At 42.9% G+C, this 13477-nt stretch carries 11 protein-coding genes; 6 read left to right on the plus strand and 5 right to left on the minus strand.

Annotated features, from left to right (window positions below):
• The first annotated feature begins 88 nt into the window (after positions 1–88).
• Positions 89–1252 (plus strand): AI-2E family transporter, encoded by a 1164-nt coding sequence (locus FD725_RS02760; RefSeq protein WP_179046709.1) that lies wholly within the window; start codon positions 89–91, stop codon positions 1250–1252.
• Between the two features lie 128 nt (positions 1253–1380).
• Here the strand turns inward: FD725_RS02760 and FD725_RS02765 are convergent, their stop codons facing one another.
• Both FD725_RS02765 and FD725_RS02770 read right to left on the minus strand, forming a co-directional pair.
• Positions 1381–2169 carry an SDR family oxidoreductase gene (locus FD725_RS02765; RefSeq protein ID WP_179046710.1) on the minus strand — a complete coding sequence of 263 codons (789 nt, stop codon included), beginning with the start codon at positions 2167–2169 and terminating at the stop codon, positions 1381–1383.
• A 20-nt stretch (positions 2170–2189) separates the two neighbouring features.
• Positions 2190–3452, minus strand: coding sequence for a calcium-binding protein (locus FD725_RS02770; protein WP_179046711.1), 1263 nt, complete (start codon positions 3450–3452; stop codon positions 2190–2192).
• Positions 3453–4013: 561 nt separating this feature from the next.
• On the opposite strand from FD725_RS02770, the gene FD725_RS02775 reads away from it, so the two are divergent.
• The 3 genes from FD725_RS02775 to FD725_RS02785 are packed head-to-tail and all read left to right on the plus strand — an operon-like array spanning position 4014 to position 5107.
• Positions 4014–4223 (plus strand): DUF2997 domain-containing protein, encoded by a 210-nt coding sequence (locus FD725_RS02775; RefSeq protein WP_179046712.1) that lies wholly within the window; start codon positions 4014–4016, stop codon positions 4221–4223.
• Positions 4224–4262: 39 nt separating this feature from the next.
• A complete protein-coding gene (locus tag FD725_RS02780) occupies positions 4263–4649 on the plus strand; it encodes a DUF1257 domain-containing protein (RefSeq protein WP_179046713.1) in 387 nt (128 codons plus the stop codon).
• Positions 4649–5107 (plus strand): ferredoxin, encoded by a 459-nt coding sequence (locus tag FD725_RS02785; protein WP_179046714.1) that lies wholly within the window; start codon positions 4649–4651, stop codon positions 5105–5107. Before FD725_RS02780 ends, FD725_RS02785 begins: the two co-directional genes overlap by 1 nt.
• A gap of 769 nt (positions 5108–5876) precedes the next feature.
• Here the strand turns inward: FD725_RS02785 and FD725_RS02790 are convergent.
• The 3 genes from FD725_RS02790 to FD725_RS02800 form a co-directional block, all read right to left on the minus strand.
• The gene (locus FD725_RS02790; protein ID WP_179046715.1) at positions 5877–8579 is read right to left on the minus strand and encodes a glycoside hydrolase family 10 protein; all 2703 of its coding nucleotides are present in this window, start codon (positions 8577–8579) and stop codon (positions 5877–5879) included.
• A 90-nt stretch (positions 8580–8669) separates the two neighbouring features.
• Positions 8670–10010 (minus strand): TIGR03279 family radical SAM protein, encoded by a 1341-nt coding sequence (locus FD725_RS02795; RefSeq protein WP_179046716.1) that lies wholly within the window; start codon positions 10008–10010, stop codon positions 8670–8672.
• Positions 10011–10501: 491 nt separating this feature from the next.
• Positions 10502–11464, minus strand: coding sequence for an undecaprenyl-diphosphate phosphatase (locus FD725_RS02800; RefSeq protein ID WP_179046717.1), 963 nt, complete (start codon positions 11462–11464; stop codon positions 10502–10504).
• A gap of 403 nt (positions 11465–11867) precedes the next feature.
• Between FD725_RS02800 and FD725_RS02805 the strand changes: the two genes are divergently transcribed.
• On the plus strand, positions 11868–12647 hold the full coding sequence (locus tag FD725_RS02805) for a DUF3120 domain-containing protein (protein ID WP_179046718.1): 780 nt from the start codon (positions 11868–11870) through the stop codon (positions 12645–12647).
• A 350-nt stretch (positions 12648–12997) separates the two neighbouring features.
• On the plus strand, positions 12998–13426 hold the full coding sequence (gene psbU, locus FD725_RS02810) for a photosystem II complex extrinsic protein PsbU (RefSeq protein ID WP_179046719.1): 429 nt from the start codon (positions 12998–13000) through the stop codon (positions 13424–13426).
• Positions 13427–13477: the final 51 nt, after the last annotated feature.

Below are 13477 nucleotides of genomic sequence, written 5' to 3' on the forward strand. Positions count from 1 at the left end.
AGCTAGAGGGATGAATGACGGTAATGTAGTTAGAGATAATAATCTATAGATTCAGAATGTTTTAGTTCTATTCCGCAATCGGCTCAAGATGCAGACACTCAAGCTACTCAACTGGTGGCAGACACTAACGCCAATAGCGAGAATTGGGGCGATCGCTCTATTCGCCCCTTTGCTTGTTCTCAATGGTTGGGCAATTTCCGCAATTTTTAATTACTTCCACTCCTTAATAGTCATTTTAGTCGGAGCTTCTGTTTTAGCATTTTTGCTCAACTACCCGGTAAGCTGGATGGAGCGACACGGCGCAAGAAGAGAGCAAGTTGCTATTTTAGTCTTTTTACTGGCTTTATCGATTTTGTTGGCTTTAGGTGTCACGCTGTTTCCCCTGGCGCTGACCCAAGCTCAACAACTGGTAGCCCGTATTCCCGAACTAATTGATTCTGGACGCTCCCAACTAATGATGTTAAATGAGAAAGCCGAAGTTTTTGGCTTACCCATTAACCTCGATGCTTTGGTAGTGCAAATCAACGATCGCGTCAAAGGACAACTACAAGCGATCGCCGGACAAGTTTTAAATCTAGCTGTCGTGACTTTCACTAGCTTGCTAGATTTTCTCTTGACAATGGTGTTAACTTTCTACCTGTTACAACATGGTGATGAACTCTGGGAAAGTCTCGTAGATTGGCTACCCACCAAATTTCGCGCCCCTTTCTCTCAAACAGTACGTCTGAGCTTTCAAAATTTCTTCATCACCCAGCTAATTTTATCTACTTGCATGGCATCAGCCCTGATACCCGCATTTTTGTGGTTAAAAGTACCATTTGGCCTATTATTTGGTCTGACTATTGGGATCATGGCGCTTGTCCCATTTGGCGGTTCCGTCGGTATTGCTCTGACTACCTCACTGGTGGCGCTGCAAGATTTCTCTATGGGTGTAAGAGTATTGATTGCCGCAGTCATTGTCCAACAAATTCTGGAAAACTTGATTGCTCCTCGCATCTTGGGCAATTTCACAGGCTTAAATCCCGTCTGGATTTTAATCTCCGTCCTCACAGGAGCCAGAATTGGCGGGCTATTGGGCGTAATTGTGGCTGTTCCCACAGCAGTCGTCATTAAGACTGCCCTAACAGCCTTACGTCCTTCCAGTGTCAATAGTGAAATCACAGAAAACTCACCTACAGAAATAGCACCATCTGTAGCACCGGGAGAAACTCCTAAAAACACTCTGAGTATTTCCGAACCAACCCTACCTTAAAACAGTGAACAGTGAACAGTAAACAGTTATCACAGCGTATGGTGGGGGATTTAAATCAGTTATCAGTTATCAGTTAACGCTGATTCAATTATCTTGACTGATAACTGTTCACTGATAACTGTTCACTGTTAAAACGTTCCAGCATTCAATCCCCCATCTACCTGTAGCATCACACCATTCACAAACGATGCCGCAGGTGAACACAAAAAGACAGCCACATTGGCAAATTCTTCTGGTTTTCCCATCCTTCCTAAAGGAATAGCCGTATTAATACTAGTAATTTCTGCTTCTTTTGTTTCACCACTTTTAGCAATTCGAGCATTAATTAATTCTTCCACCCTCTCTGTATATGTCCAACCGGGTAAGATACTGTTGACACGAATTTGCTCTTTACCCAACTCTTGAGAGAGGGTTTTTGTTAAACCAATCACGGCTAATCGAATCGAATTAGACAACACCAGATTCTTGACTGGTTGTTTAGTCGAGTTGGAAGTAATAGTCAGAATTGCTGGTGCGGTTGATTGGCGCAGGTGGGGTAAAGCATACTTAATCAAACGGACTGTACTCAGCAATGTTAAGTTAACGGCTGCTTCCCAAGTTGTGATATCTGTATCATCAAAAGTGCCTGCTGGTGGCCCGCCGGCATTAGTCACTAAGATATCTAGCCCACCAAATTTTTCGACAGTGGTGTCAATAACTCGTTCGATGTCGGCTGGCTGGGTAACATCCGCACGCATAGCCAGGACCTCCTGTCCAGTTTGGCTGGTAATCTCTGCCGCAGCTTGATTAATTAACTCACTCCGCGCAGAGATGGCGACCCTTGCACCCTCACGGGCAAATTGCCATGCTGTAGCTTTGCCTAATCCTTTACTGGCAGCTATCACCAGAGCTACTTTGCCATTGAGGTGCAAATCCATACTTTGCCTTGTCTGAGAACTTAGACTACCAGAATATCATTAGCTGTGAGTGTGGGTGCGCCCTGGAGGGTGGCTACTTTCACTTGCGAGCCAAAACCAGGATAAGCACCTAAATAGAATAAGTCACCATTTGTGCCATCGTAGATAAACAGCGTTTCACTAGTAATGCTACCACTACCTAACACCAAAAAACGCTCCGGTGCTAATTGCCCATCTGCTACTGTGAAGTTGCCATAGCCAGAAAATCCAAAGTAGTCTAGGGTTGATTCTGAACCTGCGGGAATTCCTCCAATGCTACCAGCATTATCAATAACGAGAGTGTCTACTCCTGGTGTGAAATCAGTAATAGTACTGGCACTAATCCTTTGAAAGCTTACACCTGTGCGCCCAGATATCACTTTCCCGCTAGCTTTCAAGGTAAATTGGTCTGCACCGCTACCCCCTGTGAGGATATCATTCTCAAAAGTTTTGAGATTATCGTCACCACCTCGACCATTCAGCACATTAGTGCCTGTCATCCCGTCTAAAACATTGGCTTTGTTATCTCCCAGGAGGGTATCGTTGTTTTGAGAGCCGATCGCATTACTGAAGTTCTGCACACTCAGAGTAGTTGTGTCGTATGTGAGTTTTTGTGCAGCTAAATCTAAGTGAATGGCTGGAGCTGCAACTGCGGGAATAAACGCACCGCGATTAACTCCACCATTTTTGAAAGCAAAATCAATGGTGTTAGTTTTACCTACAGCACCAATAATAGTTTCCACTGATTCTAAAGTGTCTTTAGGGCCAGAAGCAGGGACAGGAATAGGCAGCACACCACTACCACCATTTTTGATTACCCTTAGGGCAGACTTTGCCTGAAACACAGGTGGAGATGGGTTGGGGAGAAAGTCGAATTCAAATCGTAAGGTAATGCCTTGACCAAAAAAGCGATAGTCAGCAATATCTCTACCAGTACCGCCAATCAAGCGGTCAGATCCGACACTACCTAAGAAGCGATCGCTACCTGCACAACCGTCGAGTGTATCATCACCTGCACCGCCATCAAGGTAATCATTTCCATTACCACCTAGTACGGTATCGTTACCGTTCTCACCAAACAACCAGTCATTACCGTCACCGCCATCAATAATATCGTCACCGTCGCCACCAAACAGTGAATCACTACCACCCAAGCCATTAAGAGTGTCATTACCACCCAAACCAAAAATGTAGTCTGAGTGGTCACTACCAGTAAGGCTATCGTCTTGTAATGTGCCAACTTGAACGTGAAATAGCGCAACCATAAATATTTTTTCTTCTCTATTTGGAGTGTTTAGGGGTTAGAGTTTGTTCTTATATGTATTTCTGCTGTATTAGTGTAGAAAAAGGATACATCGGCAAGACCGTTAAGTAAGTGTTCTAGATCACAATGCGAAGTGAGATACATCATTGCTATCTCTGTCAGTAATTAGACGGAATTAATCACACAGATTCCCCTTTGCCGACAAAATCGGTCAAAGGTAATAATAATGATAAAATTTTTCAATAATTTTCATGATTTTATTCCACACTAGACTAGCTATACTACCGCTAGTAAAGCTTTTTGAGGCTTTGACAATTTAAGTTACAACCTCAACTTTTAGCTTGACTTATAGATTAGGTTAAGAGAAACTAACTAATGACAGATGTGTAGACTTATAAGAATAATAAATTTTGTAAACTTTCTGAGATATTTATTTTGAGAGATGGAACATTAGTTAAAAAATGGCAAGTTTGTGTCTAAGTAACAATGTTCCTAGAGCCATTCATACAACCTGCTGCTAGGGCAGTACAAATCAAGCGTACTATCGTGGTTGGCTAAAAGCATGGAAACACTAGAGTTCATTATCTATCCAGACGGTCGGGTACAAGAAAAAGTCACTGGCATTGTGGGAGCTTCTTGTGCTGAGGTTACAGCAGCCATAGAAGCACAGCTAGGACTAGTACTGACCCAGGAGCCAACCTCGGAATTTTTCGCCACCCAGGTACAGCAATCTAGTGCGGCAAATACGCAAACCACCTACAGTGATTGGTAAGTTTTCCCAATAGTTTATTGTCGTTGATTCACAACCACCATGTCACACTTTAGCCAAATTAAGACTCAGATCCGTAACCTCGAATCTTTACAAGATGCCCTCAGTGATTTGGGCATAGACTGGAAACCCGGCCCACAAGAAGTCCGGGGCTATCGTGGTCAAACCCATCCGGCAGAAATCGCCATTGAACAGGAAAATGGCTATGATATCGGTTTTAGATGGAATGGCAAAGAATACGAATTAGTGGCTGACTTGCAATACTGGCAACAAGATTTATCAGTGGATGGTTTCTTGCGCCAAGTTACCCAACGTTATGCTTATCAGACAGTTGTGAAAGAAACTGCTCGTGTCGGTTTTCAAGTAGCTGAACAACAAAAAAATGCAGATGGTTCCATTCGCCTAGTTGTACAGCGCTGGAGTGCTTAATGGCTGATTTTCTACCGTCGCCGGAAGAACAAGCAGATCATCGTTCCGGTTTGGAACCAGAACTAGGGAGTTTTTTACGAGATGCTCCAGAACGTTCTGGTTTTGAACCAGAATTGGGTGGGATGTTGCGACAAAAAGGTGTTTATGTTGATGAAATTACCTGTATTGGTTGCAAGCATTGCGCTCACGTGGCGCGTAATACATTCTACATTGAGCCAGACTACGGGCGATCGCGCGTAATTCGCCAAGATGGGGACGCAGAAGAACTTGTACAAGAAGCGATCGACACTTGTCCTGTTGATTGTATTCATTGGGTAGATTACAGCGAACTGAAAAAGTTAGAAGAAGAGCGCAAATATCAAGTAATTCCTGTAGCTGGTTATCCAGTAGATCACGCAGTTGCAACCACCGAACGGCGACGGAGAAAGCAAAAATCCAGAGTAAAGAAATCTAGTTAATTGAATAACAAAATCTTTTAATCAATTTTGAGGCTGCTAAAAGCAGCCTTTTTGTTTTTTAGCCTGACACCTTATACCAATTCAAAATTCAAAATGACGCGACGCTCCTGCGTCGCTAACGCTGCGCTATCGCGGACTCGCTAACGCTGCGCTAACAAAATTCGTCTTGGAAAGTTTGCCGGGCGGGGGAAACCCCCCGAACTTTGCTCAACGGGGGAAACCCCCCGAACTTTGCTCAACGGGGGAAACCCCCGCACGCAAGTTCTCTCCGCACGCAAGTTCTCTCCGCACGCAAGTTCTCTCCGCACGCAACTTTCCGCAAAATTAAGAATCCAGGCTGGACAAGGTTTTGGGTATGTGTATCTGTCGCATTCTTTATTCAAATTGGTATTATTGCTCCATAACTCATACCGTTTCATACCAATTTCCTTTAAATGTGAAACAGTAGAGACGTTGCAATGCAACGTCTCTACATAATTCATGTGTATCATGATTAACGTGAAATGGTATCACTTTAAGGTTGATACATTTAGGCAGGCAGGGGAGCGAGGGAGCAGAGGAGAAATACTAATGTAAAATCAAGCTTTTAACCCGCGTAGGCGGGTTTTGTCTGTGTAGCCGCGACTTCTAGTCGCCTGGTGCAAGATATGAGCCTCCAACTAGGGGACTACGCCACTAGCAACAAATGAAACTAGCACATTTTTCAAAGGAGGGCTAAAAGCTTTGCCATATAAGGCTTCCAAAATGTGCTAGTTAGAAGATAACCAATTTAGAGATTTTTAGCACCTAACTCTAGCTGGCGTTCGCCATAACGTAATAGCCTTTCTATGGTTGTCAACCGATTTTCCCAAGCATTGACTTGATAGTTATTATCGATGTTTTGCTGACGCATCCAAACTCTAAATAAAGATTGGAAACGTGTTAATGTAGCTCTGGCTGTCAATAACTTAGTTGCAGATGGTGAAGTAGCTAGTTGATTTAAAGCATTTTGAACTACTTCTACTTGAGCATCAAAATCTGGGATAGTTGCAGAGGAAACTTGCTGTTTTTCATGGCGTAAAAGCAATTGCCATTCTCGTTTTAATCCAGCGTAGCGAGTTGCAGCTGTTTGAAAAGGTTGACGATAAGGAAGTGGTTCACTCAAAGTTGACTGTCCCTTGCCTTGAGTATTGCTAAAGAGTCTTTGTAACTCGTTATTCAAATTTTCGGCGGCAAAAAGCGCATAGCCAGTCACAGGTAAATCTCGAATCAATTGCAGTTGGTCGAATGCACCTAATGTGGGTAAGGAAAGTAAGCGAATTCCGGGAATTAATAAACTAGAACCCAATTGAGTAGAACCTATCCAAGGTCTAGCCAGACTTTGAAAACGCACAGTATCTTGAGCATAAGTCATGGGAATGATTAAATCGACATCTCCCTGTCTTGCCCATACCTCCCAATGCTGTTGAATTTTTTGGATACGTTCTTGTTCTGGTAAAGGGAATACAGCCACCGACAAAATCAAGTTCTGGCGCTTTTGCTGCAACATCTGGGCAACTTGCGCGACAAAGCTATCAACTTGCTGGGTGCGAAATTCTGTCCACTGTCGCCACAGTTCTGTTTGCGAGGGAGTAATATTAACTGGGTCTACACCTGTTGTTTGCTGGAACTGCATTCTTGCAGCTTGTCCATATCCGTAAGTTCTGCCAGCACGAGGATCTTGGAAAGGATAGCGGATATAGTCTAGCTGTAAACCGTCTACATCGTATTGAGTGACAATTTCCTCATACAGCTTGAGTAAATATTGCCGCAGTTCGGGATTAGCGGGGTCGAAAAATGGTTTAGTTTGACCAGAAGGAATTTTTTTACCCTGGTTATCATAGTTTGCCCAATCAGGATGAGCTGCAAGTACCGGCCCTGGATAATCTAGGGGAAGATTGAGCAATTCATTGTGACGCTGATTGCCGGCTGCAAACGTCCACACCCAAGCGTGCAACTCCATCCCGCGTTCATGGGCTAGCTTTACACCAGAGGCAAGAGGATTCCAATTGCGAATGAGGGGGTTTTGCTGGGGTGCAACTTGGCTGGGATAAATGGTGTAACCGGCATTGATTGTTTCAAAAAAGACAGTGTTAATTCCTGCTTGCGCTAATCTATCAAAAATTTTAGCCAGTTCTTGTTCACTACCAGCACGCACAATTGTTCCCCTATCCAACCAGACAGCCCGGATTTCTGCGGGTGCTAATCTTCTATCTGTAGGAAACTGTCGCCATAAATTTGTTTTGGTGGTGAGCCATTGTTGACGAGCTAAGGCATAATTTTTACTGGCAACTAATTGGGGGATATTCTTAGCCACCATCCTCGCCTGTGTCATAACTTGTTCTCTGTTGGGGAGTCTGGTAGTGTGTCGGACTGGTTCTGCCTTGAGAGACTGAGGCTCGTTGGGATTGGTAGAATTGACTGACGCTGCTATGTAGGCGTTTTCTACTCGACTAATCAAATTTTCCAGTTCTTGTTGGAGAGCGATCGCCTCCCCACTACCAATTGGTACATTAGAGTTAGGCGCAATATCCCATCGTACTGTCTGTTCTAGTTGGTCAATAGCTTCTTGGTTATTAATCGCCGTCTTGGGAATCGGCTTACTCACTACAGAATTATTCCCTCTCCCCTGCTCCCCTGCTCCCCTGCTCCCCTGCTCTCTACTTCTCTGTTCTGGAACGTTCGCCACCGATGTAGAGCAATTTGGCGAACCCCCAGGGATTTTTTTAGTGTCATTGGTTGAGGTGTAACGAGTCAAGGTTGTTTTTAGCCAAGCAGTATCTAATTCTGCTGTCGAAGCAACATCCGTTCCCCAGCGCCAGCCCAAAAAAGTGGAACGTTCAGTTAACACCACAGCCGCAGGATTATCTTTAGAATCCCACACAGCTATAGCTTGACTAGAACTATCATTGGGGATTAACACACCACCCCGTAAATTACCAAATAATTCACTATTATTTACCCCAGTGGAAGTTTTTGGGGGTTTGATTTGTTGACTATCATTCAGACTGAAACCCCAATAACTACCCAAGAGCGATTTTAATAACTGACGGACTCCTGGGGCTGAGAGACTACCGACAGCACCGCTAGCAATCAAACTACCGCCTTTACTCGCCCACTCTTCTAAAGCGATCGCCTGAGCTGGTGTAATGGTTTCAATATTTGGTAAGAATAATATCCGGCGATCGCCCCAATCTGCTGCACTCTTGACAGTAGATAAAGGAACCACACAATATTCCACCCCAATTGTTTGCAACCGTTTGGTAATTCCTGACCAATGTTGAGTATTTTCTTGACTTTGCACCACAGTTAAAACCGGTGCTGCATTTGCCGCTTTTGCTGTCAAAATATCAACACAATTCAGCAAGATTAATTGCACAGTAAAAATGAAGAATCTGGTTTTTTTGCTTGGCAAATTTAGCTTTTTTTTATGGTCTTTTCCCTGATTCTTCACTATCACCCTCACTATTAATTGACTATTACCTATTATTTATGAAGTAAATTAATAATAATTTACCTCCGCGAAAGAACTGATATTTAAAAACTAAACGCTAACACTATCAGTAATGCAAGTATTGATCAGTTCCTCAACCCCTGCCACAGGTAGGATTTTTGTATGTAATTTCTGCGCCACTTCTGCCACACTCATGTCATCTAAAAATACTAGTTCCCCATGTTTAAGCATGACATTAGGGAGTAAAATTCCTTCACCTAAATCTTGTCCTTGTAAATTTAACAGTAAATCATGACCTGTAATTAATCCGGTGACACTAATAGCTTGACCCCAATAATCACTAGCTAAAGCTTGCATTTTTACTTCCAAACCTGCCACAGTATTTAACCTTTTAACTATTGGTTGAAATGCTTTTTCCACAGCATTACCCACCACCCAAGTTAACTTTTTAGGTTTGTCAATTTTTGCTGGTAATAATTCTGTCGCCGTCTGGGCAAATTGCTTGAGAAATAAGCGAATCGAACCGACACCGTTATCGATTTGCGGATATTCTTCATACTCAGCCTCACTGGGTAAATCCTCCCCAGCAATCAAAAACCACTCATCAGCTAACCAAGCAACATTAGAACTAAATTTTTGCCGAAATTCTTTTGTGAGTAACTGCACTTGAGCAATCACTTCTTGGGCTTTTTCTCTAGTCACTGGTACAAGTTCGTCTTCTTCAGGACGAAATCGGGTTAAACCGACTGGTACAACAGCGACTGAAGCAACGGTAGGCACATCCCCGGTATGAAAAGACGTTAAATCCCGTAGTGTTTGTTCCAAATGTTTGCCATCATTTATACCAGGACACACCACAACTTGAGCATGGATTTGCAGCCGTCTTTCCTGAAACCACCGCAGTTGCTCTAATATTTGTCCTGCGCGGGGATTTTTCAGCAATCTAATTCTGACATCCGCTTCCGTTGCATGAACTGACACATACAAAGGAGACAAGCGCATCTGTTCAATCCGTTGCCATTCCCTCTCTGGTAAATTAGTCAGAGTTAAATAAGAACCATACAAAAAACTGAGACGATAATCGTCATCTTTTAAATACAGACTAGAACGCTTACCTGGGGGTTGTTGGTCGATAAAGCAAAACGGACAACGGTTATTACATTGAATTAAACCATCAAACAAAGCCGTTGCAAACTCTAGACCCAGGTCTTCATCGTAGTCTTTTTCAATTTCAATATAATGAGTTTTGCCAGACGCATCCAAAACTTCCAACTCCAGAAATTCGTCTGAGCAGAGAAACTTATAATCAATTAAATCACGGGGACGTGTGCCATTGATCGCAGCGATCGCATCCCCCACTTCAAAACCAATCTCAGCTGCAATGGAGTCTGGTATTACCTTAGTGATTTTAGCCGGACGAATATTAGTCATGAGTCCATAGTCAAAAGTCAACGGTCAAAAGTGTATAGTCAACGGAACGACTAGAAACTAATGACTACTGAAAATCAGGAATTGATACTCCACTTATTATTGTTACAGTTTCTCAACCTTGAGCAAAGCTAGATTCATCAGAGTTTTATTTTCTATAAGTGTTTTTACATAAATTATCTTCTAACAAAAGCAGCTGCAACCCTGATTGTACCTCTACTTCTAGTTGTTAATACTGAAATATGGGATTTGGCTTGAAAATGCCAGTACCTTGGCGACTAGAAGTCGCAGCTAAACAAACAAAACCCACCTACGTGAGTTGAAAATAATTGAGCTTTCATGAGTCTGCGTAAGCATACTTTGCTTGTGTATTAGCGAATTATATTCGCCTCATACTTTTCAAACATTCTCTTAGCCTAAGAACTTCTCAATATTTGTTGCAATCTCAGCAGTCAGTATTAATTCCTACTGACTGCTAAATTTTTGACGACGGTTCAACTATTGTTCAACAGTCCGGCGCTAATTGCACCTAAAATGGCAATACCAAATGCTAGCCGATACCAAATAAATACCCAAGTACTTTGAGTTTTCAGGAAGCGTAACAATCCCGCGATCGCTATGTATGAAAAAATAGCAGCAGAAATGACTCCCACAACTAGGGGAATTAGCGCACCATCTCCTAAACCTGTACTGACAACATCCTTTAACTCGACTAACCCAGCCAAGGTAATCGCCGGAATCCCCAATAAAAAGGAAAATCTAGCGGCTGTTTCCCGTTGTAAGCCCATGAATAACCCGCCGGTGAGGGTGGAACCGGAACGGGAGACACCAGGAATTAAGGCTAGTGATTGAGTTAAACCCATCAATAACCCATCCTGCATTGTCAAATGTTCAAAATCTCGTTCCCGTTTGCCAAGTTTTTCCGCTAACCCCAACAACAGCGACATCACTATCGAAGCAATAGCGATCGCACCTAAACTTCTGATGGGGGAATTATCATAGTCAGGAATAAATTTTTTAATCAACAACCCAAAAAAGATAATTGGTAAAGTTCCTAAAAGAATCCCCAACAATAGGCGCAAATCATAATCATCATAATCTTTGTGAGCGATCGCTCTCGTCGCTCCTTTGACGATTCTGGCTAAATCACCCCAAAAATACCACAGCACGGCGGCAATACTACCCAACTGAATAATAGCTGTGAACGCTACCCCCGGATCACCCCAACCCAACGCTACAGGTACAACTTTCAGATGAGCTGTGCTACTGATGGGCAAAAACTCGGTGATTCCTTGGACAAAACCCAAAACAATCGCTTGTAAGATATTCATCTGCTGCACCCCGCTACCTACTGGACTAGGTTGGGCGCTGACAATTTCTAAGGGAAATACCACCACGGACAAAGCCGCAGATACTGCACTAACCAGCACGAGCCATTGACGTTTCAATAAAGCCATTAGTTTAAATGCGATCGCTGTAATGACAATTAAATAAACAAACAGCTATCAAGATAAGCTTCCAGGAAAATAACACAATAGTCATTAGTCCATAGTCAATAGTCCATAGTCATTAGTCATTAGTCAATAGGTAATGGGTAATGGGTAATAGGTAATAGGTAACAGGTAACAGGTAACAGGTAACAGGTAACAGGTAATAGGTAATAGGGAATAGGCAAGAGTTATTCTCTCCTTGTCCCCTTGTCCCCTTGTCCCCTTGTCCCCTTGTCCCCTTGTCCCCTTGTCCCCTTGTCCCCAATCCCCAATCCCCACTCTTGGTGTAGTAAGATATAAATCCCCCCCAGGGGTATTTTCGGATATGTTATCTTGAGTAATATAAATTTTAGTAACAATTATTAAAACTTTGATTAACAATACATTGGTTTCTTACGCAGCTTCTACCACTTCAAATATTACAGAATTACACCCCAGTGAAATTGAGCAGAAGAATATTCAGGAGTTGGAATCTACGCTGCACGCTTCGCCTTCTTTGCCCATTGTTGTAGTCACCAGACAAACTTGGCTAGTGTTTGCCGCCGCAGTGTTTCTGGTGTCAGTGCCAGTATTTATCGAAGCGCCATTAGTGCGATCGCTACCTAGTTTAAGTTTAGCGATTACAGGGTTTTGGGTGTGGCTGAGTTTTCAGTTAATGTCACGTTCCGCAACATATGTGTGGGGGGATTTGCTCTTAGGTTTTAGCTGGAGTTGGTTGGCGGGTGCAATTTACTGGGGTTGGCTACGTTGGGAACCTGCATGGCATTTACCAGTAGAGTCTATCGGACTGCCTTTTGCCTGTTGGTGTCTAGCACGAAATTGGGGCAAAGTTGGTAATTGGTTTTATTTAGGTTCTTTACTCGGCACAGTGTTAACAGATGTGTATTTTTATTTAGTAGATTTAATGCCTTACTGGCGGCAAATTATGCAGGTAGAACCTGATAGTGTGTCGCCAATTTTACAAGCCGCAGTCAGACAAGTGCAAACACCTTGGGGGCAATCCTGGGCAGTATTTCTGGCTTTGGCACTCCTGACTATAGGCATGATTCCTCTCAGTAAAAAACAGAAGCACTGGTATGCTTTTGCTGGTGCAGTCTTAAGTACAATATTGGTAGACAGTTTATTTTTATTCGCTGCTTTAGCAGCTTAAAGTGGGGGGATGGGGAGATGGGGGGAAAGTTCTTCTCCTTGTCCCTGTATCCCCTTGTCCCCTTGTCCCCCTATCCCCTTATCCCCTTGTCCCTCTATCCTGTTATCCCCTTATCCATTTCCTTACTTTCTAGTACAAGTATTGTGGACGTTAATAAGCTGTATATTAGTTTCTGATGGCTGCTGTGTGTTGGTTAAGTCATCAGCTTTTGTTCAAGAGTTAATAGTTTAGAGACGTGTTACGGCACATCTGTACTCTATAGTCGCAGCTATAGAAGATTAACTTTAACTTGTTGATGGCTGTTTGCTTAAAACTTTTATTTCAGTTTGATGGAAAGAGGTAGAAAAATCGTGAAAGGATTGGTGCGTTTATTAACAGTATTTAGTTTGTTACTAGGCTGCTGGGGATGGTTGGGAACAACTCAGATTGCCCAAGCTGCTAGTTTCTCAAATTTTGTTGTTCCGCAAGTTCCAGTTTTAGCAACTGAACTCCGGAATCGGGCAGATGCCAAACTAGCAACAGACTTTGGTAAAAAAATCGATTTGAATAATACCAACGTAAGAGCTTTTCAACAATATCCAGGGTTATACCCAACTCTGGCTAGAAAAATTATCAAAAATGCTCCTTACGGCAAGGTAGAGGATATCTTGAATCTACCAGGATTGAGCGATCGCCAAAAGCAAATTTTGCAAGCTAACTTTGACAACTTCACTGTCACAGAACTAGAATCTGTATTCAATGAAGGAGACGATCGCTTTAACAACGGTATCTACAGATAACTCAATTTGCAGTTAATGTAGCGAAAATCAGCCCACTCCCAAATCTCTGGG

It is taken from the genome of Nostoc sp. TCL26-01 (assembly GCF_013393945.1).
Lineage (GTDB): Bacteria > Cyanobacteriota > Cyanobacteriia > Cyanobacteriales > Nostocaceae > Trichormus.

What these genes read in the sequence shown, in the direction of transcription:
- FD725_RS02775 (WP_179046712.1), top strand. Translation starts at nt 4,014, where the DNA reads ATGGAAACACTAGAGTTCATTATCTATCCAGACGGTCGGGTACAAGAA.
- FD725_RS02785 (WP_179046714.1), top strand. Translation starts at nt 4,649, where the DNA reads ATGGCTGATTTTCTACCGTCGCCGGAAGAACAAGCAGATCATCGTTCC.
- FD725_RS02780 (WP_179046713.1), top strand. Translation starts at nt 4,263, where the DNA reads ATGTCACACTTTAGCCAAATTAAGACTCAGATCCGTAACCTCGAATCT.
- FD725_RS02765 (WP_179046710.1), bottom strand. Translation starts at nt 2,169, where the DNA reads ATGGATTTGCACCTCAATGGCAAAGTAGCTCTGGTGATAGCTGCCAGT.
- FD725_RS02770 (WP_179046711.1), bottom strand. Translation starts at nt 3,452, where the DNA reads ATGGTTGCGCTATTTCACGTTCAAGTTGGCACATTACAAGACGATAGC.
- FD725_RS02760 (WP_179046709.1), top strand. Translation starts at nt 89, where the DNA reads ATGCAGACACTCAAGCTACTCAACTGGTGGCAGACACTAACGCCAATA.
- FD725_RS02800 (WP_179046717.1), bottom strand. Translation starts at nt 11,464, where the DNA reads ATGGCTTTATTGAAACGTCAATGGCTCGTGCTGGTTAGTGCAGTATCT.
- FD725_RS02795 (WP_179046716.1), bottom strand. Translation starts at nt 10,010, where the DNA reads ATGACTAATATTCGTCCGGCTAAAATCACTAAGGTAATACCAGACTCC.